We start from the raw sequence: 22986 nt of genomic DNA on the forward strand, positions 1-22986 counted from the left end.
ATTCCCCCATGCTTTCTTATTATATGTACCGCGGGAGGGTATTTTTCAGTCCTAGAAAGTATCCTTCCTAATTATTAGTCCCTCTTATCTTACTATACCCTCTATGGGTATTATCAAGAGGAATTTATTTTATTGGTATTATTTTATTCCTCATTAGTTCGATGCGGTACCAATGCAGAAAGGACTGAACCCCACTGGATCCAGTCTAATTTGTACACATTTTATTCAAACAAACGTTTGATTGATTTGAAAACACTGGGGTTAGGTATTAGGCTTCATTCTTGCTTTCCCAAAGCACTAAAACCCTTGGAAATCTCCAAAAATCGGTGATAATAACGAGTTGGTAAGTGAAAGTTTATCAAAAAACAAAATAACTCCCATTACGATCATTATACTTCCACCAATTTTCATAAAAGCGCCACTATATTTTTTTAACCACGTAAATTTAGTAATAAAAAAATGCCATTAAGAAAAATGGGATACTAAATAAAGGAAAATACTAGATTTTCTTGTAACATGATTGGAAGATGAAGAATTATATGCTTCATCTTTTTTAATGGAATGGATTGTTTTTATTAATGAATAGCTGAGGGCAGGTAAATCTGGAAGTATTCTATAGTGCGACTGATTGTTCTGAAAGGAAAGTGCTTCCTTATTGGATTCGAACTTTATCCAAAAAACAATCGTACTCCAACAATAATTAACAGCACAGAGAGAAGGCGAATAATTAGTTTTCCAGATATTTTATTTGATAGGTAAACCCCTAATTGAGCACCAAAGATAATCCCTATTCCACCCCATAGAACCGCTATCCATTCAATATTACCATGTATAAAGTAAACAATAACGCCCGATATAGAATAGATACAAAGAGCAAAGATGGAAGTTGCAGTCGCATATTTCGGTACTATTTTGAAGATGTAAATTAAAATCGGTACCATCAGCCAACCGCCACCTATTCCAAAGAATCCAGAAACAATTCCTAATAGAATACCAGTGCAAGCGATTAATACCTTTACCTTAGCTTCACTACCTGCTTGTGCCAAAATGCCGGAAGAAGACTCAGCTGTTGTAGCAACTTCTGATTTTGCTTTGGATTCCTTTTTAAGGATTAAAAATATTCCCAGTCCAATTAGTAAAGTTGCAAATATTCCATAAAATGAAGCAGCAGGAACAATATGCGCTAACCAAATTCCTAAAAATGTACCCGGAATAGCCCCAATGGATAACATGAACCCAAGCTTATAGTTAATCCTTTTTTGCCTCACATAACCCGTAACTCCGGATATTGCGTTAAGTAAAACAACAGCAAGACCCGTACCAGCCGCGACCTCTGGTGGATAATCCATGATAAGGAGAAGCGCAGGTACAAATATAAACCCACCACCCGCACCTACAATTGTTCCATAAGCGCCAGATACAAAGCCAATAGCAAGAAGTAAAATTCCTAAAGTAATCTCCATGATGCATCCCTCCAAACCTATTATTCTTTCTTAAACCTATCACTTTTGGGAAAATAAAAAAAATACAATTTTGTTATAGCTCATAACAAAATTGTATACCTATATTTCTTATTCAAATTCCGACCAGTTCTTGTTTCGAATAAAGTCTAGGAACAAATCGACACTTTTTCGTTGAAATCGCTTCTGCTTTCTCACTAGCCATAAGTCCCTCTTCATTTGTAAATCCTTTATCTCTACCTTCTTCAACATTCCGTAACGAAGCTCTTTTGCGACCGTTATTTTTGATAAAATACTTACACCAAGCCCAGCTTCAACGGCACTTTTCGCTGCCTGAACACTACCAAATTCCATGTAATGCTCTATTTGCTGAAATATTTCTTTTCCCTCCAAAGCATTCCTAATAATAGAATGGGTACCAGATGCTGCCTCCCGGTATATCATACACTCCTCTGGTAACTCCTTCAGGGAAACAAAACCTTTATCAGCCCAGCGATGTTTTGGATGACAAACCAAGACTAGTTCATCTTCAGCAAAATTTTCTACCTGCAAATCTTTTTCATCCACCAAGCCTTCAATTAGTGCGACGTCAATTTCATCTTTCTGAAGTTTCTCTACCATACTTGGTGTATTCCCAACATCCAAATTGATACGAACATCGGGATGTAACTTTTTAAAATCAGCAATCAAACCTGGTAGCAAATAATCACCAATAGAAAGCGTCCCACCGAGTCTTACTAAAATATCATAAGTCCCTACTAATTCGTGAATAGCCTCCTTAGAACTATCTACATCCTCTAAAATAATCTTTGCATAGGAATAGAGAACTTTCCCTGCTTCTAATAAGGTCAACTTTCCATCTTCTCTATCAAAGAGTAATGTACCATAATAATCCTCCAACAGGTGAATATGCCTAGTGACCGCCGGCTGTGATATGTAACTTAAACGCGCAGCCTTGCTAAAAGCCCCCTCTTCTACAACTAAGCAAAATAACTTTAAACTGTCTATATTCATAAAATCACCTTTATTATCACATTTTTGATGTAAAAATGACCAAGCACCCTATATTTTCAATTGATCTATTATCTGTTAATAACAATTGATAACTTATAACTTACAAAATTGCTTAAGCCAGTTAAAAATTCATCTGTATAGTCTAAAATATACATTGTTTAACAGATATTTTAAAGAAAAGGGAGTAACGATCAAACAAACTAAGTATCTTACGGATTTAATGCAAAAATTGTTTCATTAACAAAAGAAAAGAATTAGATTGACATATAAAAAATCAAGTGAGAAAATATAAACCAACCGAACGATAGGTAGGTGGTTTTATGAGTGCTGTAAAAATACGCAATATTGCCCTATCCCATTTTGCAAATTATGGCTATGAAGGGGCTTCCCTAAACGAAATCGCCAAAGAGGTGGGCATTAAAAAAGCAACGATTTATTCTCATTACAAAGGAAAGGACGATTTGTTCTTTAGTGTAGTGAAGTACGTCTTTCATTTAGAAAGAAGAAATATTCTTTTGTATTTCCAATCATCTGAGCAAAAGCCAATTAAAATCAAATTAGAGGATTTCTTCGGATTCATTGAAGAAAGGTTTAACCAATCTGATTCCGCTAAACTTTTATTAAGGATATGTTTTTTTCCACCTTGGAATCTACGGTTTGAGCTTTCAAAAATAGTAAACTCATTTCTTGATGGGATGCAACGACTCCTAGTAAAACTTATGAAGTATCACCAAAAAAACAATGAACTAAATGGTGTAAATATTAATAAAGCAGCCCTAGCTTATATAACCTTGGTCGATGGAGTAATCATTGAACTCCTATTCACAGGAAAAAATAAATATTTTGAACGAATAAACGTAACTTTCCCGATTTATTGGCAGGGAATTAAATCAATTAACAAGGAGTAAGAATATATGAACAAATATTGGATTTATGTTTTAATAGCTTCCGTTTTTGAAGTGTATTGGGTCGCTGGACTTAAACATTCAGAAGGTATTGTAGAATGGAGTATTACCTTAATAGCAATTATCGCCACCTTTGTTCTTTTACCGCTTTCTGCAAACCACCTTCCCATTGGCACTGTTTATGCTGTCTTTGCAGGTCTTGGCGCAGCAGGAACTGTTTTAGTTGAGATTGTCGTATATGGAGAAGCCTTTAATCTATTAAAAGTTCTACTGGTTGGAACACTTCTAATCGGGGTAATTGGATTAAAGTTAGTATCGGACGAACCTTCTGAAAGTAGGGGGAATGCATAATGGCTTGGACAGCAATTATTATAGCCGGATTTAGTGAAGTCTTGGGAGTTATTAATATAAAGCGATTGACAATGAAAAAGTGGGATGCATTAATTTATATGATTCTTACGTTTGGATTAAGTCTCTATCTGTTATCCTATGCAATGCAAACATTACCGATGGGAACTGTTTATGCAATTTGGACAGGAATTGGGACAGTAGGGTCTACTATATTGGGAATGATACTATATGGAGAACCTAAAGATTGGAAACGGATATTTTTTATTTCCTTAATACTCGCTTCCGCTGTTGGTCTTAAACTTATCTCATAGTTTTAAAAGTAATGTATAAAAACTTAGCTTGTTAAATGTTATACGACCGACAAGGGATAAAAATTATAAAAGGTTGAAGAAAATCTTGGGTATGCCTTATGTTTAGATAAACTCATTAATACATCGGGAAACAGCAACCTTTTTTTAAACCATTAACCCCCGGATTAGAGGCTAATTTAAATATTATCTGGAAAAAACTTCAGGTATTTTTTCTAATGCCGCAAATCAATTTTTAAATCAGCTTTGAAATAATATTATAGTAATCAATCAAAAAGCACGTTACTCCAAATGAGAATAACGTGCTGTTCTTTCGGATAAAACCTTTTTTAACAAAAAACATCCGTTCTTTTGTACTTTCCTGCTTTCTTGCCAATTCGATATTGACTATTCAATATTAGATGATGTTACTTTTCAATGACTTCAAAAATATAAGGTGTATTACGGTAGTGATGACCATAGTTCAGACCATATCCCGCTATAAATCTATCTTCTATGACAAAACCTTTATAATCCACCTCAATATCAACCTGCCTGCGTGATGGTTTATCTAGTAATGTGCAGGTCTTTAGACTCTTTGGTTTTTTTTCTTTCAGTACATCATATACCGTTTTCATCGAATTTCCTGAATCCAATATATCATCTACAATAAGGACATCATACTCGGAAATATCCATTGAGAAGTCAGAGACCTTTACATTTCCAGTGCTAGTTTTTCCAAACCCATAGCTTGAAGTTTCCATAAATTCAATTCTCACGGGAACAGTTATGTGTCGAACAAGGTCTGCTGTGAAAACAAAACTCCCTCTTAATAAGGAGATAATAAGGAGATTTTTATCATCGCTTTGGTAGTCGTTTGAAATGATTTCGCCTAACTCTCTTACCTTCTTATCAATTTCTTCTTTACGAAACAATATATTTTTTTCCACCATTTTTCACCATCCTGGTAATTATTTTATTGTTTTTTTAGTTTTTTATTAAAATACGTACTGAATAACAAAATTGCTGATAAACAGAACAGCAATCATATAAAGCGCAGGATGAATTTCCTTCCCCTTCCCTGTTAAAAGCTTTATTAGCGGATACAGAATAAAACCAATTGCCATGCCATCTGCAATGCTATACGTTAAGGGAATCAATACAATAATTAAAAGTGCTGGAAAACTCTCTGTTAAGTCATCCACCCGAATATGAACAATATTTTGCAACATAAGCATCCCAATTAATATCAGAATTGGAGAAACCGCACTAGCAGGGACTATTTTAATAACGGGTATAAACAAAAGAGAAATTAAAAACATAAATCCAGTCACAATACTCGTTAACCCTGTTCTTCCCCCCGCTGTTATTCCGGCCGCTGCTTCCACTGAAGCTACAGTGGGGCTCGTACCAAAGATTCCGGAAGACAGAACGGAAATAGATGTAGCCTGAAGTGATTTCTTGCTACTTTCAGGACGGCTTAGCATATTGCTATGTCCATGTATCAAGCCAATATTTTCAAATACAATCACCATTGCAAAAGAGATGGAAGTTAACCAGAAAATGATATTTCCTGCTTGTGACCATGATATTTGACCAAACACTGTAAGGTACTCATGAAAGTCTGGCATAGAAAGGGAGACTCCCTCAAATGTAGATCCCCCTAGCCAAATTAATAACATCGATGTAATTATGATACTTAACAATAGGTTTCCAGGTATATTATTAACAAATAATAAAATGGTAATAATCAAACCAACAAATGTTATGAGCACTGTGGGGCTACTTAAATCTCCAATTGCAAGTAACGTGTGCTCAGATTTCGTAATTATACCTGCATTTTCAAAACCAATTAAAATCAATAAGATTCCAATCCCAATGGTAATGGCTTCTTTTAAGGAATTAGGAATAGAGGATGTAATTATCTTAGCCATTGGTGTAAAGGCAATAACAACAAAAATTAATCCTGAAACAAATACCATCGCTAGGGCTTCCTGCCAGGTAAATCCTCCAGATTGAACGATTGTATAAGTAAACATCGCATTGAGCCCCATACCTGGAATAAGGAGGAGAGGAGTATTACTCCATAAACCGAGAACCAAACAACCAAAAAAACTGGCTAATATCGTGGCAATAATACCTGCTTCCATCGGAATTCCTGCTTCTGCCAAAATCGTCGCATTTACAATAATAATATAGGCTACTGTTATATAGGATATAAGACCTACAGAAATCTCTTTTGTAATCGTCGTATCATATTGATTGAATTTGAAAAAACGTTCCATATTCATCCCCTTCCTAATTTACCTATCAAATGAATATAAAGGTAATGGTAACATGGACTTATCTATATGGAAAATATATAATTTGAATAAATACTATATTAATTTTAAATACAAGGAGAAATCTATGGACCTTAAACAATTACGATATTTTATAGCCATTGCTGAGGAAAAGAATTTAACAGCCGCGGCGACTCGATTACATATGTCTCAGCCACCATTAAGTATTCAGTTGAAACAATTGGAAGAAGAATTGGGAGTTCAATTGTTCGAGCGAAGTGGTAGGAGTATGGAATTAACTGATAAAGGTCATGTACTTTACAAAAGAGCATTACATCTTGTTAATAGTGTAGAAGAAATAAAAAGTGAAATACAAGAAACTGAGGAAGGTAAAAAGGGTATACTCGCTGTAGGAATCAACACCTTATCTCTTTCAGGAATTTCGGAAGTGCTTCAATCCTTCCACAAAAAGTATCCACTTGTTTCATTAAAAATTGTTCAAAACGATTCTTTTTATCTAGCAGAAATGGTAAAAACGAGGGCTATCGAAATGGCATTTGTACGTCTTCCACTTGAACATCGTGGTTTGACTTATCATCATCTCATGAATGAGCCCTTTTATTTCGTAACAAATAAAAAAACAAACACTATTACATTGGAAGAGATTTCAGATATTCCCCTTATCATTCCAAGTACAGAGGGCTTGGGCATCTATAGTACGATTCTTGAAGCATTTTCAAGGCAAAACCTTCAATTAAACAAAATGGCGGAGTGCTCTGATATGCACATTTTAATGGAGATGGTTAAAGTTGGAATGGGGGCAACAATTGTTCCAAAGTCTGTTGTAGATATATATGGTGACAAATGTCTTTATTCAACACTGATAAATGATGTCAATTTGGTATCTTCATTAGGAGTTATTTACCTTGAAAAACATTATGTCTCTGCTACTGCTAAGAATTTTTTAGAGCTAGTAAAGAGAGCCTGAAGACTATAATAAAAATATGATTAGATCTACCCAAAATTGTATTCCATTCCGGTAAGAAAACCTCGAAACATATCGCAAAGGCTACACAAAATAAAAGAACTGAACCTAATACCTAGATTCAGTTCTAATCTACTTTAACAATTAAAGTAGATTAATCACTATCGTTTTACATCGTCTTTAACCAATAACCCTCAATGGTCTACTGTAATAATAGCCTTTGTAGCTATCACTGTTTTTTATTATATTAGTAGACAATATCAAAACCCCTAATTAATGATTGTCCCTCTATTCCCTTTCGAACACTTGTGTACTCCTTACTCCATTATTCGTTCTCTTCAATAGGAGTGAGCTTTGCCTCGATTTCTGCTCGCCTTTCTTCCAAAAATGGTGGCAAATCAAGTTTTTCTCCTAAATGTTCCACATCTCCATCAACAGTAAATCCTGGTCCATCCGTTGCAATTTCAAAAAGAATACCGTTTGACTCACGGAAATATAGGCTCTTAAAGTAGAAACGGTCTACAATCCCTGATGAATGGAAGCCCCTTTGTTTCACTTGTTCATCCCAAAACTGGAGCTCATCGTCGTTTTTCACACGAATTGCTAAATGATGGATACTACCACGACCTGGTTTTTCGGAAGGACCATCCATATATTTCACAATAATTTCTCCAAAAACTTCTCCTTCGACTGACTGGAAAACCGCTTCTCTTTCACTTCTACTAACTTCTGTATAGCCAAACATATCTGTAAGGGTGCTCGCCATTTTATCAAGTCTCCGTACCGTCATTTCCACAGAACCCATTCCTTGAATCTGATGCTCTTCTGGAACGTCAGACTTTTCCCAAGTTTCCCAATGCTTCACTTTTTCTCCGTTTGAAACGAGTAGCACCAAACGAAGTCCATCAGGATCCTCAAATTTCAAAGCAGGGCGATTGGCATACATTGTGATTTCACCATGAGCTACACGGTTCTTCTCAAATCTAGCTTTCCAATAATATAGACTGTCTTTCGATGGAACGAGTAATCCAATTCTAGTAATTGCATTTGTCCCGGGATATGTATTTCCTACTAAAGGAATTTCAAAAAATGTTAGTTCAGTACCCGGGCTACCTGTTTTATCTCCATAAAATAAGTGATACATCGATGGATCATCTTGGTTCACTGTCACTTTCACACGACGCAAACCAAGCACTTGTTTGTAAAAGTAATTATTTTGACTTGCGTTCTTTGTAATCATAGAAATGTGATGATGTCCTGGAATTTTATACATCAATAATTCCTCCTCTTTTTCAATTTACTAATCAAGTGATAATCGAAAACTTTGTTAATTTAATTTCTTAATCAAAGACAATAAACTCCCTGACATTCCATGGATATTCTTCGTTGTACTATTAATTTCTTCTGTCACAGCAGCCTGTGATTGAATTTTATCACTCATAGTATTAATACTTGTAACAATGTTTCGTACAGATGAATTAATATCCTCTAAAATTTTTTCAACCTTTTCTATCGCTTTAGATGTATTTAAGGATAATTTTTGAACTTCCGAAGCAACCACACTAAAACCCTTTCCTTGTTCACCTGCACGAGCTGCTTCTATAGATGCGTTTAATTTCAAGTCAATTTATTACGAATTAGAGATAATTACTAAAAAAATTATAATCCTTTCAGATATCTTTAATTAAATATAATTTTACAACCAATTCCTTCTGGTTGTCAAACTAATAATATTATTCAAGGAATCTTTCCATGTTAACTTTTTTATAGCCATAATCATATTGGATTCACTTGTAGGATTTTATCACACATTATCCTCCCTTTTAATAGCTTCAACCGCCTCAGTCGTATGCCTTTTCACTGTCAAATTGAAGGTTTATTAGAAATTAAGAAAAACACCGATTCTTTTAATCTTATAAATAGAATCAGTGTTTCTTTTTCTTTAATTATTATTTCCGCAATATCTTTTCCATCGTCTTTCCCTTAGCCAACTCATCGATTAGCTTATCCAAATAGCGAATTTCCTGCATCGTAGGCTCTTCGATATCTTCCACTCGGACACCGCAGATCACACCTTTGATTAAAGACCGCGAAGGATTCAGTTGGGGAGCTTCCGCAAAGAAAGTCTCAAAGTCTGTCTGTTTTTCCAGTTGCGCTTCGAACTCTTCCTGGCTATATCCTGTCAACCAACGGATGATTTCATTGACTTCTGTTTTCGTACGCCCTTTTTTCTCCGCCTTCGCAACATAATGAGGATAGACACTTGCAAAACTCATGGTATATATCCGATGTTTGCTCATAATATGTTTCATTCCTTTCGTTGTGCTCGAGGCACAAAAACACCCTTTTGGACAATTTTATCCGAGGGAGTAAAGCTTCGCAACCACCATCTACTTACGATTTTAATCAACTAAAATGTAGGTTGCTTTGATCGGCCCATGTACTCCAACAATTAAATTCATTTCGATATCTGCGCTATTACTTGGGCCAGAAATAAAGCTTACATAGGATGCAACCTCTTCCCCCTTCATGGTGGCCTCATGAATTTGGTTAGCTGCTTGTGTCATGCGTGGTACAAGCGTACTTTTTGGAATAATGGCTATATACGTTTTGGGTAATAAACTAATCGAGCGACCATTGTTTTTATTATTAAATAATGTCACCGTAGCTGATTCAGCTAATGTAATATCACTAAATGTAATTCCTACATCTGCTTGTTCCGCAATGACCTGGTTTCCTTTTCCTAATCTGGGATCCCAAATATGGACATTTAAATCTCTATCTAAATCTTTATACAAACCGCTTAATCCATATTCTTCGTTACGAGAATCATTGGATACAATCATCGACTTTCCATTATAGTTCCTGATTGTTTCCTCTAGAAGTTTTGGCAAACCTTTCCGATCTGTGTGGATAAAATCGGTATGGATAGCTTCACATTGTTTTTCTAAAACTTCAACCAATTCATCTTGTGTTATCCCCTTCAATACGTCATATTGTGGATAAACACTCCAGTCTGGTCGACTTACCCCCTGGGTTCGGCGAGGCCTATGAAGTCTGCCGGCTAGGTTATTTAAGAAGGATTCTCTATTTTGAATGCTCATGTGAGTCACTCTCCCTTTCTTTAAACCAAGCGCGAAACGACTTTTTACTTGGAGCGGGAAAATCACGTACATCCGTCCATCCTTTTAGAGGTCCCGGCCCATTTTCAATCCTATCCTTATCTTTGATCCACGGGGTTAAAGCAGGCCTTGCTAATTTCGTACTTATTTTATAAGCGGCCGGACTGGATGACCACTTGGCAAACCCATTCATTAAAATTTTCTCTGACATTGGTGCTTTATTTTCTCTTTCCACAAGAATTTGTCGGTGGCGGATAAGCATTTCATGTAACGGGATTTTAACCGGACACGCTTCTGTACATGCACCACATAAAGTGGATGCATAAGGAAGTTCTTGATGATCATCATATCCATCCAATAACGGCGTAATGACCGCTCCAATTGGTCCCGGATAAATGGAATTGTACGCGTGTCCTCCAACATGTCGGTATACGGGACAAACATTGATACAGGATGCACAACGTATACAATGAAGGGCAGCTTGAAATTCTGTTCCTAAAATTTTCGAACGCCCATTATCCACAATGACAAGATGATAATCATCCGGGCCATCTATTTCATCCTCTAAACGTGCCCCCCCGTAAGCGGTAATATAACTGGTTAGCTTTTGTCCGACAGCCGATCTCGTCAATAAACTAACAAGCACTTCCATTTCCTCCCACGTAGGCACAATCCGTTCCATCCCCATCACCGTAACAACTGTATCTGGAAGGGTCGTTACCATTTCTGCATTTCCTTCGTTCGTCACTAACGTAATGGCTCCTGATTCGGCGATTGCAAAGTTACATCCTGTAATACCAACATCCGCTGCCAGGAAATCTTTTCGTAATTCTTTTCTGGCGAAAGCAGCAAGTTCTTCTGGGTCATCGGATTGATCATAGCCTCTTTTTTTAGTAAATGTTTCACGGATTTGCTTCTTGTTCTTATGTAGAGCAGGTGTAACGATATGGGACGGGGCTTCCTCATCCAACTGCAAAATCCATTCCCCAAGATCTGACTCGACCACCTCCACCCCTAAATCTTTGATTGCATCATTTAAACCAATTTCTTCCGTTACCATTGACTTCGCTTTCACTACCTTTTTGGCGTTTTTCTTTTTAACGACATTCTGAATATAATGGTTCGCATCCTCAGCAGTTTCCGCGAAATAGACATTTCCCCCTTTCTCAGAAACGGCATCACTCAATTGCTGTAGATAGAAATCAATATTTTCCAATGTATGTGTTCGAATTTCTTCTCCTAATTGTCGCCAGTCCTCCCAGTTTCCAAGTTCCTCTGCACGCGTCAGTCTCCCAGCTCTAAATCTCCCTTGTGCGGAAGAAACGGCTTCACGCATGAAGTCATTCTCAATCCCTTTTGTTATACGTTCTTTATAAGGAGCCTCCCCAATTTTCACGCTCATGTAAACCCCTCCATCCATTAGTGTGTATTTAATATTTCTGTAATATGGACAACTTCCACTTGTTTCCCTTCCCTACGCATTCTCCCACCAATATTCATGAGACATCCCATGTCACCACCGACCAAGTAGTCCGCTCCCGTCTCGGATACATGCCTCGACTTTTCCTTTACCATTTCACGAGAGATGTCAGCATTTTTCACCGCGAATGTTCCACCAAAGCCACAGCAATCCTCCGCAACAGGAAGCTCAATTAATTCTACTCCCTTCACATGCTGTAGCAGTGTTCTAGGTTGATCTTTCACCCCAAGAATTCTCGTCATATGGCATGATGGGTGATAGGTTACTCTTCCTTTAAATGTCGAACCAACATCTGTGATACCAAGAACATCCACAAGAAATTGCGTGATTTCATAGGATTTATCGGCAAGGTCCTTGGCAGCCTCTTCCCACTCCGAATCCCCCGCAAATATTTTGGGATATTCCTTTAACATTCCAACACACGATCCAGACGGGCCCACAACATATTCTGAATCTCTGAAACTCCGCATCATCTGTTTCATAGATTGTTTCGCTTCTTTTAAATAACCACTATTAAAAGCGGGTTGGCCGCAACAAGTCTGGGATGCAGGAAAGTCCACCTCACAGCCAGCTCGTTCCAAAATCTCTACCGTATTTTTCCCCACATCTGTAAAAAACATATCACTTAAACACGTAATAAATAAGGATACTTTCAAACCGCTCACCTCTTCTTATGTAGACTTTCCAAATAACTTCCTACCATTTATCAATATGTTTAAATAAATCTTGATTTACTTCTTCTAAATGATCGCGCATATACCGTCCTGCAAGTTCTGAATCCCTAGACTTTAGAGCATGAAAAATTCGTTCATGTTCCAAATATAACTTTTCAGATTGCCCCCGTGAATACAACAGGACTTTCCTTGTTTCACGAATGGATTCAGTTAGAAGATCAGACACACTACTCATTAGGTTAATTAGTAATTGATTATGTGTTGCACTTGCAATTGCCATATGAAAATCTGTATCCGCACTTGCTGCTACTTCATCATTATTTTTTGCATTTTTCATGACGATTAATGCCTTTTCTATTGGTATTAAATCTTCCTCTTCATAAACTTCTGCAGCAAGGCTGGCTGTTCCAACCTCTAAGATTTTCCGAAGTTCATAAAGTTCCTTCACATCGTCTTTCTTCATTAAAAAGGCCGTTGTAACAGGCAAAGTGAATCTGGACGGATCAAAAGCCTTCACATAGGTTCCTTCCCCTTGCCTCATCTCCAGTAATCCCATGGAACGAAGGCCACTAAGTGCCTCCCGTATAGCAGACCGACCAACATCAAAATGATTTGCTAGTTTCTCAACAGAATCTAATTTATCTCCTGGGTTTAGTTGTTTATTTTTAATCATCTCGATTAGAGAATCAGCCACTTCTTCATAGATTTTTTTCCTTCTTATTTTTTTATATTCCAATTTATGTTCCACTCCTGTTCATCGTTGTTGGATCCTATTAATCCATTATATCCTCTCTAGTTGTGATGATTGATTTATTGAAAGTGATAAAAACACTCATAAATAATGACTTGGCACCAAGTATGAGTGTTTTTATGGATGTCTAAAGTAATTTCGTCACCTTTCATTCTTAATTGAAATTTATTAATCCAAACATGGTTGGAGCGAACAATCGCTCCGGAAATATACTTCGCTTAGATAGCGAATTGTTCGTCCTTAGGGTTAAACACTTTAGTTATGTCCCACCCTCATTTCTTCAAGTTTTGAATCTGTTTCTTCCTTTACATGACCGTTACCTTTTATAGAAATAATGGCAATAAGACTAATCACAGCGGCCAACATCATATAAAGAGCAACTGGAACGTAAGAATTATTAAAGGTAGCTAATAATGCTGTTGCCACAAGTGGAGCCGTTCCTCCTGCAACTGCTGCACCAAGCTGATAGCCTAATGAAATACCGGTGTTACGGATTTTTGCAGGGAAAAATTCTGACATCATCGTCCCCTGAACGGCATTGAGTGAGCCCCAAATGAATCCAAGGCCAATTACCGTTGCTAAAACAAGTAAAAATACCGAACCTTGTTGCAGCATCCAAAAATATGGGAAAGCATATAATACAGTAGCCACAATACCAAATAAGTAAATTTTCTTTCTACCAATTCGGTCGGATAGATGCCCAATAATCGGAATAAGAATCGTAGCAACTAAGGAACCAATGACAACCGCATTCAAAGCTTCTGATTCACTAAATGACAAATTGGATGTTGCATACGAGACGATAAATGTTCCATATATGTAGAATGGTGCCGTCTCAACTACTTTTGCCCCCATTGCAATTAACACTGCTCTCCAATGGTAACGCAATGTATCTGCAATCGGAAGTTTTGATATTTCGCCCGCCTCTTGGGCTTTCTTAAATGCAGGTGTTTCATCAATCCCTTTCCGTATCCACAAACCGAATAAAACAAGTAAAACACTTAATAAAAACGGCACTCGCCATCCCCAAGACATAAACTGTTCTTCCGGTAAAAGTGTCATCACCGACATAACTAAGGACCCTAAAATTAATCCTAGGGAAATCCCTATTTGCGGCACACTTCCAAATAATCCTTTTCTGTTTTTCGGGGCATATTCAACCGCTAACAGTACAGAACCGCCCCATTCACCACCAAGTGCTAATCCTTGTACGAAACGTAAACAAGTTAGAAAAATCGGCGCCCAAATACCAATAACTTGATAAGTAGGCAGTAAACCCATCCCAAAAGTGGACAAGCCCATTAAACTGAGCGTTAATACTAACGTCTTTTTCCTACCTAAACGGTCCCCAATATGACTAAAAAGAACCCCACCGATAGGTCGTAGGAAAAAGGCAACCGAAAAGGAAGTATAGGCGATAATTAAACCTAATACTGGATCCTCACTTACGAAAAATAACTGATTAAAAACTAACGCAGCGACCGTCCCATATAAAAAATAATCAAACCATTCAATCGCGCTACCTATCAAACTAGCAGCTAATACCCTTACATTCCCCTTTATCATTGTTTTTCTCCCCTCAAATAATTAATTCTCCCCATTTTAAACCGCTTACAATTTAACCGTAAATTTAAGTCATCTGATGACCGGGTAACCTTATGGTCGTATCTTACCATGGGTTTTGGATTTTGTAAATATATTATCTTAAAAAAATAATTATTTTGCCGACTCTGATTATTTAATTCCAATCAGCGATTTAAAATTTATTCCTTTTTATGTTAATTATACAATTGTAAAATCAGAGGAAAAGAAGGGAATATTTTATGAATATAAGGTAAAAAATAGTATCACAATATAATGGAGGTTTATAAAATTGGAAACGAATGATGCCTATCAAGATGAATTAACAGTAGCAGAGGTTTCAACCCTTTGGACATCGTATCAAAATGACACGATGATGATTTGTGGATTGCGTCATTTTTTAACACATGTTACTGATGGAGAAATCCGTTCCATATTAGAACAATTTTTAGCAATATCAGAGGAACATCAAAAGAAAATAACGGATATATTTAATGCTGAAAACTATCCAATTCCTCAAGGCTTTACAGAACAGGATGTTAATTTGGAAGCACCGAGACTTTTTTCCGATCGCATATACCTTGATTTGATGTTAAATGTAGCTAATTTTAGCATGGCTATTTACGGATTAGCATCATCACAAGTTGAACGAGATGATATCATTCAGTTTTATTCAGAAGCTGTAGACGAAACACAGAGAATGTACAAAATAACAAAGGATACAGCCAAAGCAAAAGGTCTTTACATCCGTTATCCGCAAATTCCGAAGCCGAAGCAAATCGACTTTATAACCAATGATAGCTTTTTGACGGGCTTCTTTGGAGAAAAAAGACCATTAATAGGTGTAGAAATTACAGCACTTGTATTAAATGCAAGGCGTAATGCACTCGGACAGGCACTTGTTGCTGGATTCGCTCAAGTTGCAAATTCAAAAGAGGTTAGAAAGTATTTTGAAAAAGGACGTGATATTGCTTCAAAACAGCTAGAAGTTTTCTCATCTATCTTAAACGAAGAATACATCTCTGATGGGGCCCGTATTTTGACCTCAGAAGTAACCAATTCAACGGATGCACCTTTTTCGGATAAATTAATGATGTTTCTTGTTACAACACTTATCGCTTCTGGTATGGGCCAATACGGGACTTCTATGTCTATCAGTCCTAGACATGATTTAGGTGTTCATTATGCCCGATTAATGGCTGAAGTAGGAAAGTATGCCAATCAGGGAGCAAACATTATGATTAATAATGCCTGGATGGAACAACCACCAATTGCAGCAGATAGAAAAAAGTTGGCGAAATAAGGCAATGTGAGCTAGATCATATGGGGAACGCTGCCAATTGGAAGTATTACCTTGGAGTAGTGCCCCCAGATTTGGACAATTCTGCTAAAGCAACTCTATTCAGTATATTGTTCGGAATAATTTGGCTCCCGACAATGGATTCTAAGAAAGAAACTGACCTAAAGTCTATTCTGTAATAAACTTTTTTACTTCAAAATTGAATTCCATGTTTATACTAGCAGGGAAGGAAAATAAAACCCTGCTTTTTTTGCTTTCATCTAAACCGGGGATAATGAAAAAAGACTGAACCCATATTGGATCCAGCCCGAGTAATTGATATTTGGTTAAAACAAACGTTTGATAGATTATTATTCCACCGTAACACTCTTCGCAAGGTTTCTCGGCTTATCTACATCACAATCACGATGTAATGCTGCATAGTATGCTAATAGTTGTAAAGGTACGATGCTTACTAGTGGAGTTAGAAGTTCATGTACTTTCGGTAAGACAAAAGCATCTGTGTCTTCTTCTAATCCTTTCATACTTACCATTAAAATATTGGCACCACGAGCAACAACTTCTTGAACATTACCTCGAATAGAGTAGTTTACATTTTCGTGAGTGGAAACTGCAATAACTGGGGTTCCCTCTTCAATTAAAGCAATGGTTCCATGTTTGAGCTCGCCACCCGCAAAACCTTCTGCTTGGATATAAGAAACTTCTTTTAACTTCAATGCACCTTCAAGAGAAACGTTAAAGTCCCCGCTTCTTCCAATGAAAAAGGCATTTCGAGTAGTGGATAAATACTCTCTAGCTAAACGTTCCATTTCTTCTTTCTCATCTGTTAAAACTTCCATCGCACTAGAAACAATTGCTAGTTCCTTAATCAAATCCATTTCTATATCTTTGCCTTTAACAGCTGCTGAGTCAGCTGCCAAAATAGAAAGTACGGCAATTTGAGCTGTATATGCCTTAGTAGATGCAACAGCAATTTCCGGTCCTGCATATAGCTGTAGTGTATAATCCGCTTCACGAGAAAGGGTGGATCCTGGGACATTCGTAATCGTTAATGCTGAGTGTCCCATTTCCTTAATTTTAACTAATACGGCACGGCTATCTGCTGTCTCACCACTTTGTGAGATGAATATAAATAACGGTTTTTCAGAAAGCAGTGGCATATTATAGGAGAATTCACTTGCCACATGAACTTCTGTTGGGATGTTCGCTAGTTTTTCTAATAGCTCTTTACCAACTAGACCTGCATGATAGCTCGTTCCTGCTGCTATAATATAAATTCGATCTGCTCCCTGCATCGCATGACGAATATCCTGATTAAGTTTTATTTCGTTATTTTCACCTTTGTATTCCTTAATAATATTCCGGATAACAATTGGCTGTTCATCAATTTCTTTTAACATATAGTGTGGGTACGTTCCCTTTTCTATATCACTTGCATCAATTTGCGCTGTATACGGCTCACGTTCTACGACTGTACCATCTAGTTTTTGGATTTGTACACTAGTTCGTTTAACTAATACAATTTCTTTATCATTAATTTCAAGATATTGATTCGTTTCCTTAAGTGTAGCCATCGCGTCACTAGCAATAACATTGAATCCATCACCTAAACCGATCAATAATGGACTCTTATTTTTGGATACATATAGTGTTTCAGAATCATCTGCATCAATCATGCCGATTGCATAAGAACCTTTTAAAAGACTCATCGCTTTACGAAAAGCTGTAAGCGTGTCTTGATGCTCTTTATATAATTTATCGATTAAATGAACGATTACTTCTGTATCCGTTTCACTTAGGAATGTGACATCACTTAAATATTCCCGCTTTAAGTCTTGATAATTTTCAATGACACCATTGTGAACAATAGTAAACTTACCTGACGTACTTTGATGTGGATGTGCATTGGTTGTACTTGGGATTCCATGTGTCGCCCAACGTGTATGACCAATCCCCATCGTTGCTTGTACAGAGTCATCCACACTTTCTTTTAAATTAGCAATACGTCCTTTAACCTTAGTTAGATGAACGCCCTCTTCATTCAAAACAGCAATACCGGCCGAGTCATAACCGCGATATTCTAATTTTTCTAATCCGTGTAATAAAACATTCTTTGAATCATTATTTCCAATATAACCTACAATTCCGCACATTTCGTTGTCCTCCTATGATAAGGGGCAGACAAACGTGAAGATTTTTTAAAATCATTTTAATCCTCGGGGCGCTTTTCTGCCCCTTTCTCGTGTTTTTTTCATAGTCATCTTGCATCATTCCTTTGTGCAATAAGTCGCCTTATTGTTTTTGGAACAAGCATAAACGATTGAGATGTGCAATCGGGAGGCATCCGCCGAAAACTCGATAACCTCCACCTCGTCAACTATTTTCCCCTATCGTCAAGAAAATAGTCCTGGCGCTTTTAATAAAATAATTTACTATGCTCCTTTCCACGTATAAATAAGCCTAAAACATATCCTTACATAAGTTTATTTTAGACTTAATTTATTCTACCCAATGAAAACGCATTCGGTCAATAAAAAGTTTGGAGTAGATATTGTTAATTTATGTATAATTTGTCTTTCCTGTGAACAACTTAATTAATTTTGGCTTTCTATATAAGCTTGTTCTTCTTCTGGGCTTAATATGCCTGTTGCCTTACCAATGTTTCCATTTTGCATTTCCCAAATTATGTTATGATCTATATCGACTTTTGAAAAATTCCCTGATGCCCATCGTTCTAGTATCTTTCTATATTCCTTTTCATGTTTAAGTTCTGTAATGTCTAATCCATTTAATAACCATTGGATTCGTTTCTCTGTAATAGGGTAAAATCCCCATTTTTCATCTGCCTCTACTTTTTGATGTGACATCCCATGTAGGTAATCTTGATACAACTTATCATTCATTTCCGCAAGCTTAGTAGATGTACCAAATGGATTGCCATTTTCCTCGTGTGCAAGAACTTTTCCTGCTTCCACTTTTTTATTATTGGTTTCTACACCTTCTGTTTCCGTTACTGCCTCTTCTTCATTTCGTTCCACCACGGATGCTAATTCAGTTGTTAACATATAACCTAAAACCCCTAAAACTAAAACTACAATAAAACCTAGACCCCATAAAGCTTTCTTCAAAGTATCCCCTCCACCGGATAGACTACACTCAAATTTCCTAATTTTCAAGTAAATGGGTTTAAAAAAATAACTGCTCCACTTTCTTTAAGGAGCAGTTATTTTTCTTTATTTTAAACCATCAACTAATTTCACAATACGGTCTACATACTTTTCACATTCTTCTTCCGTTGGTGCTTCTACCATGACACGAATTAATGGCTCTGTTCCCGACGGACGCACAAGCACACGACCGTTTTCACCTAATTCACGCTCCACCGCTTCTATTTCGTTAAGAATTTGTGGATTGTTCAAGGCCTCTTCCTTATTTGTAACCCTCACATTTTTCAAAACTTGAGGATAAATGGTCATTTCTGACGCAAGCTCTGATAAGGCTTTTCCAGTTTCCTTCATTACATTTACAAGCTGAAGCGCAGAAAGCATTCCGTCACCTGTTGTAATATAGTTCAAGAAAATGATATGACCAGACTGTTCACCGCCTAAATTATAGCCACCTTTGCGCATTTCTTCCATGACATAGCGGTCACCTACAGCGGTTTTACTACTTTTAATTCCATTTGCATCAAGAGCTTTATAAAACCCGATATTACTCATAACGGTGGAAACAACTGTATTTTGACGCAGAAGGCCACGTTCATTTAAAAATTTAGCGCAAATATACATAATTTGGTCGCCATCTACAATATTTCCTTTTTCATCTACAGCTATTAAACGGTCACCGTCACCATCAAAAGCTAAACCGATGTCTGCGCCTTTTTCCTGAACGAATTCTTGAAGTTTTTCGGGATGTGTAGAACCCACTCCGTCGTTAATGTTTAAACCGTTTGGACTAGAACCAATAGAATAGATTTCCGCTTCTAAATCTGCAAATAAGTGTGTTGCAAGGCTTGATGTTGCACCATGAGCACAATCAACCGCAATGGTTAATCCTTCAAAGTCATTATCAATCGTATCTTTTAAGAATGATAGATACTTTTGACCGCCTTCAAAATAATCATTGATTACCCCAATACCTTCTCCTACTGGGCGAGGAAGCTTATCCTCTCCATCAATAATTTCTTCAATTTGATTTTCTTGTTCATCACTTAGTTTAAACCCATCTGGGCCAAAGAACTTAATACCGTTATCTTCCACAGGATTATGAGATGCAGATATCATAACCCCTGCATGTGCGCTTAATGCTTTCGTTAAATAAGCCACTCCCGGAGTCGAAATAACCCCTAGTCTCATCACTTCTGCTCCAATAGAAAGAAGTCCAGATATTAATGCATTTTCTAACATGGTACCGGAAATTCTTGTATCACGGCCTATTATTACTTTTGGTTTTTCTGTTTCCTGTGTAAGTACATAGCCACCAGCTCGGCCTAGTTTAAAAGCTAATTCCGGAGTAAGTTCTTTATTCGCTATACCTCTTACCCCATCTGTTCCAAAATATTTTCCCATGTCTTACCTCTCCTTTATTTACAATCCAGGCGTGTTAATAGAGGTATACAACCATACTATTCAACATTAACCTGAATTTGTTCCAGTTCAGCGGAAATAGAAATATCATCAGACTCAGCTTCCATCTCTATTTCCACCGGTAAATTATGCTGTCCTTTATTTAAACCAGATCCATTAGCGTATAATCGAATATCATCCTTAGTAATTCCACCAACTTCTGCTTCGTTTCCTATTAAAGTGACGTCCATTTTTTTATCCTTAGGCTTTAAAAATTGTACAGTTTGTCCATCTATTCCATCTACATTAATAGGAACATCCTCTAATATTTTTGTTTGTTCTAATTCTATACTCACTTCAATTGTTTCCACTTCTGGAACAATTACACCTTCAGGCAAGGCTAGTCCCACTTTGATTACTCCCGTCTCCGTTATTTGAGACAGGTCAATCTCTTCCGTGGAAATAGATTCTATCCCTGCAAGTATATCACTTGTTGCAAAAACTTCCACTTCTTCTATTTTTGGTTTCATTGAAATAAGTGAGTATCCTTCAGGTAGTTCTCCCTTGGTTTCCATATTTAATTTTACCTTTTTACTCGGATTATTCACTTCTGTAGATACTTTTACCTTTTCTGGAGTAACATTAGCATTTAGAACGTTACCCTGTATGTCATATACATTCACAGGAAACTCTTGATTTTTTATCGGCTCTTTAACTCCAGCAACATCAACAAATACTTTTACTACTCCAATACGTTCAATAATGTTACGCGAACTTGTAATAGTGACTTCTGATGGATTAATCGTATAGTCGCCAAGTTCATAACCAACCGGTAATTTATCTTGATTAACAAAGTCAATGGATACTTCGAAATCTTCTTGTGCTCTTTCTTCAATATATATATCAATTTCGCTTGGTTCAATCGTCATTTTTAATTGGTTGGAGACTTCATGCTCAATTTCTACAGTATGTTCTCCTTCTTCTAACCCTTCTAAATCGACAAATACTTCAAAATTTCGTTGTAAAACAATAGGACGTAAATAATTTGGTGGACCTTCTAAAGATATCGTTACAAACTCTGGTACACCACTTACAACATAATTCTCATCATCCAGCCTAATTTCCACTGGAACATCATCTAACGTTTGGGTCTCTTTATTACTACTTGAAACAGCAGAATCCGACTGTGTTGAATTAACGGTAGTATTTACAAAGATGTATAATATGACAGCGAAGGACAATGACACTAAACGAACAAACCATTTACTTTTAAACCAATTATCCATTTACATCTTCCCTCCGTTTCTTCATCTTCTTTTTGGAGGCTTCTTCAACGTACGATAGATGGGCATTAAGCATTTTTTCTAGTGTTTCTTCATTAATATCTCTATGCAATTCGCCATTTTTTGTACACGAAATGGCACCAGTTTCTTCCGATACAATAATGGTTAAGGCATCAGTCACTTCACTTATTCCCATTGCAGCACGATGCCTAGTTCCTAATTCCTTTGAAATAAATGGACTTTCAGATAACGGAAGATAACAAGCAGCTGACATAATTTTCCCATCTTTAATAATTACCGCACCATCATGTAATGGGGTGTTTGGTGTGAAAATATTGGTTAATAATTGGTGTGTTAAAATACCATCTACCGAAATACCGGTTTCCATATATTCACCAATCCCAGTCTCACCTTCTATAGTAATTAAAGCACCTATTCTTCGCTTTGCCATATATTTACAAGATTCAATGATCGATTCTATATTTTTAGCAATAATCTCTTCTTCTGATTTTGAACTTCTAGAAAATAAATTACCTCTTCCTAACTGCTCTAAAGCCCTTCTTAGTTCAGGTTGAAAGAGTATAATAATCGCAAGAAAACCCCAAATAATAGCCTGGTTTGTCAGCCATTGTAATGTTTGTAAATTAAAGACATTACTTATGGCCCATACAAGTAATACGACAGCTATCCCCTTTAGGAGTTGGATTGCTTTCGTACCTCGTATTAACATCATTAATTTATATAATACATACCAGACGAGAGTAATATCTACGCCTAATCTAAGTAGATCGAAAAAATCCAATCCCCCATCAAGCATGCGCACACATCCTTTTTCCACTTTATTAGAAAACTTGGCATTCGCTATTAGGTTAGGCGAATGACTTAGTTGCACTTATGCAAAATCTTTACGGTGAGGCGAGTAATCGGAGCCCCAAACTGGAAAGTT

Annotated in this window: 21 protein-coding genes and 2 pseudogenes; 6 read left to right on the plus strand and 17 right to left on the minus strand. The window is 36.8% G+C overall.

From position 1 onward, the window contains the following. Positions 1-668: 668 nt before the first annotated feature. Together A9178_RS17050 and A9178_RS17055 are read right to left on the minus strand one after the other, a co-directional pair. On the minus strand, positions 669-1463 hold the full coding sequence (locus tag A9178_RS17050; protein WP_068677453.1) for a sulfite exporter TauE/SafE family protein: 795 nt from the start codon (positions 1461-1463) through the stop codon (positions 669-671). Between the two features lie 108 nt (positions 1464-1571). Next, positions 1572-2474: a LysR family transcriptional regulator gene (locus tag A9178_RS17055; protein ID WP_068677455.1), complete on the minus strand. Its 903-nt coding sequence runs from the start codon at positions 2472-2474 to the stop codon at positions 1572-1574. A gap of 320 nt (positions 2475-2794) precedes the next feature. On the opposite strand from A9178_RS17055, the gene A9178_RS17060 reads away from it, so the two are divergent. From A9178_RS17060 to A9178_RS19435, 4 genes and pseudogenes are all read left to right on the plus strand, one after another. After that, on the plus strand, positions 2795-3382 hold the full coding sequence (locus A9178_RS17060; RefSeq protein WP_068677457.1) for a TetR/AcrR family transcriptional regulator: 588 nt from the start codon (positions 2795-2797) through the stop codon (positions 3380-3382). A 6-nt stretch (positions 3383-3388) separates the two neighbouring features. Further along, positions 3389-3730, plus strand: a complete 342-nt coding sequence (locus A9178_RS17065; RefSeq protein ID WP_068677459.1) for a DMT family transporter — start codon at positions 3389-3391, stop codon at positions 3728-3730. After that, on the plus strand, positions 3730-4041 hold the full coding sequence (locus A9178_RS17070) for a DMT family transporter (RefSeq protein WP_068677461.1): 312 nt from the start codon (positions 3730-3732) through the stop codon (positions 4039-4041). Before A9178_RS17065 ends, A9178_RS17070 begins: the two co-directional genes overlap by 1 nt. A gap of 72 nt (positions 4042-4113) precedes the next feature. Then, a pseudogene (locus A9178_RS19435) lies at positions 4114-4288 on the plus strand (LysR family transcriptional regulator); the annotation flags it as partial. Between the two features lie 157 nt (positions 4289-4445). On the opposite strand, the gene hpt reads toward A9178_RS19435, so the two are convergent. Further along, positions 4446-4970 carry a hypoxanthine phosphoribosyltransferase gene (gene hpt, locus A9178_RS17075; RefSeq protein WP_156520798.1) on the minus strand — a complete coding sequence of 175 codons (525 nt, stop codon included), beginning with the start codon at positions 4968-4970 and terminating at the stop codon, positions 4446-4448. A 45-nt stretch (positions 4971-5015) separates the two neighbouring features. Further along, positions 5016-6302, minus strand: a complete 1287-nt coding sequence (locus A9178_RS17080; RefSeq protein WP_197482213.1) for an NCS2 family permease — start codon at positions 6300-6302, stop codon at positions 5016-5018. 124 nt (positions 6303-6426) lie between these two features. On the opposite strand from A9178_RS17080, the gene A9178_RS17085 reads away from it, so the two are divergent. Beyond that, positions 6427-7287, plus strand: coding sequence for a LysR family transcriptional regulator (locus A9178_RS17085; protein WP_068677465.1), 861 nt, complete (start codon positions 6427-6429; stop codon positions 7285-7287). A gap of 322 nt (positions 7288-7609) precedes the next feature. On the opposite strand, the gene A9178_RS17090 is transcribed toward A9178_RS17085, so the two are convergent. The 8 genes and pseudogenes from A9178_RS17090 to A9178_RS17125 all read right to left on the minus strand — a co-directional run bounded on the left by A9178_RS17090 (position 7610) and on the right by A9178_RS17125 (position 14877). Then, entirely contained in the window at positions 7610-8557 is a 948-nt protein-coding gene (locus A9178_RS17090) for a ring-cleaving dioxygenase (protein ID WP_068677467.1), read from the minus strand. A 54-nt stretch (positions 8558-8611) separates the two neighbouring features. Beyond that, positions 8612-8905 (minus strand): annotated as a pseudogene (locus A9178_RS17095) (methyl-accepting chemotaxis protein); the annotation flags it as partial. A 328-nt stretch (positions 8906-9233) separates the two neighbouring features. After that, a complete protein-coding gene (locus tag A9178_RS17100; protein WP_068677471.1) occupies positions 9234-9584 on the minus strand; it encodes a DUF2200 domain-containing protein in 351 nt (116 codons plus the stop codon). Positions 9585-9686: 102 nt separating this feature from the next. Next, positions 9687-10388 (minus strand): LutC/YkgG family protein, encoded by a 702-nt coding sequence (locus A9178_RS17105; RefSeq protein WP_068677473.1) that lies wholly within the window; start codon positions 10386-10388, stop codon positions 9687-9689. Beyond that, a complete protein-coding gene (locus A9178_RS17110) occupies positions 10372-11808 on the minus strand; it encodes a LutB/LldF family L-lactate oxidation iron-sulfur protein (RefSeq protein ID WP_068677475.1) in 1437 nt (478 codons plus the stop codon). The genes A9178_RS17105 and A9178_RS17110 overlap by 17 nt, the downstream gene beginning before the upstream one ends. 17 nt (positions 11809-11825) lie before the next feature. Beyond that, on the minus strand, positions 11826-12542 hold the full coding sequence (locus A9178_RS17115; RefSeq protein WP_068677477.1) for a (Fe-S)-binding protein: 717 nt from the start codon (positions 12540-12542) through the stop codon (positions 11826-11828). A gap of 40 nt (positions 12543-12582) precedes the next feature. Next, entirely contained in the window at positions 12583-13296 is a 714-nt protein-coding gene (locus tag A9178_RS17120) for a FadR/GntR family transcriptional regulator (protein ID WP_068677479.1), read from the minus strand. Between the two features lie 270 nt (positions 13297-13566). Next, positions 13567-14877, minus strand: coding sequence for an MFS transporter (locus A9178_RS17125; RefSeq protein WP_068677481.1), 1311 nt, complete (start codon positions 14875-14877; stop codon positions 13567-13569). Between the two features lie 307 nt (positions 14878-15184). Between A9178_RS17125 and A9178_RS17130 the strand changes: the two genes are divergently transcribed. Next, a complete protein-coding gene (locus A9178_RS17130; RefSeq protein ID WP_068677483.1) occupies positions 15185-16195 on the plus strand; it encodes a DUF3231 family protein in 1011 nt (336 codons plus the stop codon). 347 nt (positions 16196-16542) lie between these two features. Here the strand turns inward: A9178_RS17130 and glmS are convergent, their stop codons facing one another. The 5 genes from glmS to cdaA all read right to left on the minus strand — a co-directional run bounded on the left by glmS (position 16543) and on the right by cdaA (position 22857). Then, positions 16543-18345 carry a glutamine--fructose-6-phosphate transaminase (isomerizing) gene (gene glmS, locus A9178_RS17135; RefSeq protein ID WP_068677485.1) on the minus strand — a complete coding sequence of 601 codons (1803 nt, stop codon included), beginning with the start codon at positions 18343-18345 and terminating at the stop codon, positions 16543-16545. 441 nt (positions 18346-18786) lie between these two features. Further along, a complete protein-coding gene (locus tag A9178_RS17140; RefSeq protein ID WP_068677487.1) occupies positions 18787-19320 on the minus strand; it encodes a DUF6241 domain-containing protein in 534 nt (177 codons plus the stop codon). 105 nt (positions 19321-19425) lie between these two features. Continuing rightward, positions 19426-20760 (minus strand): phosphoglucosamine mutase, encoded by a 1335-nt coding sequence (gene glmM, locus A9178_RS17145; protein ID WP_068677489.1) that lies wholly within the window; start codon positions 20758-20760, stop codon positions 19426-19428. 56 nt (positions 20761-20816) lie between these two features. Further along, entirely contained in the window at positions 20817-22043 is a 1227-nt protein-coding gene (locus A9178_RS17150; RefSeq protein WP_068677490.1) for a CdaR family protein, read from the minus strand. Further along, positions 22036-22857 (minus strand): diadenylate cyclase CdaA, encoded by an 822-nt coding sequence (gene cdaA / locus A9178_RS17155; RefSeq protein WP_068677492.1) that lies wholly within the window; start codon positions 22855-22857, stop codon positions 22036-22038. Before cdaA ends, A9178_RS17150 begins: the two co-directional genes overlap by 8 nt. Between the last annotated feature and the right edge of the window lie 129 nt (positions 22858-22986).

This window comes from Oceanobacillus sp. Castelsardo, assembly GCF_001659985.1.
Taxonomy (GTDB): domain Bacteria; phylum Bacillota; class Bacilli; order Bacillales; family Amphibacillaceae; genus Oceanobacillus.

Coding starts and splice junctions, on each gene's coding strand:
- hpt (WP_156520798.1), bottom strand. CDS start 4,970: ATGGTGGAAAAAAATATATTGTTTCGTAAAGAAGAAATTGATAAGAAG.
- glmM (WP_068677489.1), bottom strand. CDS start 20,760: ATGGGAAAATATTTTGGAACAGATGGGGTAAGAGGTATAGCGAATAAA.
- A9178_RS17070 (WP_068677461.1), top strand. CDS start 3,730: ATGGCTTGGACAGCAATTATTATAGCCGGATTTAGTGAAGTCTTGGGA.
- A9178_RS17105 (WP_068677473.1), bottom strand. CDS start 10,388: ATGAGCATTCAAAATAGAGAATCCTTCTTAAATAACCTAGCCGGCAGA.
- glmS (WP_068677485.1), bottom strand. CDS start 18,345: ATGTGCGGAATTGTAGGTTATATTGGAAATAATGATTCAAAGAATGTT.
- A9178_RS17110 (WP_068677475.1), bottom strand. CDS start 11,808: ATGAGCGTGAAAATTGGGGAGGCTCCTTATAAAGAACGTATAACAAAA.
- cdaA (WP_068677492.1), bottom strand. CDS start 22,857: ATGCTTGATGGGGGATTGGATTTTTTCGATCTACTTAGATTAGGCGTA.
- A9178_RS17125 (WP_068677481.1), bottom strand. CDS start 14,877: ATGATAAAGGGGAATGTAAGGGTATTAGCTGCTAGTTTGATAGGTAGC.
- A9178_RS17080 (WP_197482213.1), bottom strand. CDS start 6,302: ATGGAACGTTTTTTCAAATTCAATCAATATGATACGACGATTACAAAA.
- A9178_RS17060 (WP_068677457.1), top strand. CDS start 2,795: ATGAGTGCTGTAAAAATACGCAATATTGCCCTATCCCATTTTGCAAAT.
- A9178_RS17090 (WP_068677467.1), bottom strand. CDS start 8,557: ATGTATAAAATTCCAGGACATCATCACATTTCTATGATTACAAAGAAC.
- A9178_RS17085 (WP_068677465.1), top strand. CDS start 6,427: ATGGACCTTAAACAATTACGATATTTTATAGCCATTGCTGAGGAAAAG.
- A9178_RS17150 (WP_068677490.1), bottom strand. CDS start 22,043: ATGGATAATTGGTTTAAAAGTAAATGGTTTGTTCGTTTAGTGTCATTG.
- A9178_RS17100 (WP_068677471.1), bottom strand. CDS start 9,584: ATGAGCAAACATCGGATATATACCATGAGTTTTGCAAGTGTCTATCCT.
- A9178_RS17055 (WP_068677455.1), bottom strand. CDS start 2,474: ATGAATATAGACAGTTTAAAGTTATTTTGCTTAGTTGTAGAAGAGGGG.
- A9178_RS17065 (WP_068677459.1), top strand. CDS start 3,389: ATGAACAAATATTGGATTTATGTTTTAATAGCTTCCGTTTTTGAAGTG.
- A9178_RS17050 (WP_068677453.1), bottom strand. CDS start 1,463: ATGGAGATTACTTTAGGAATTTTACTTCTTGCTATTGGCTTTGTATCT.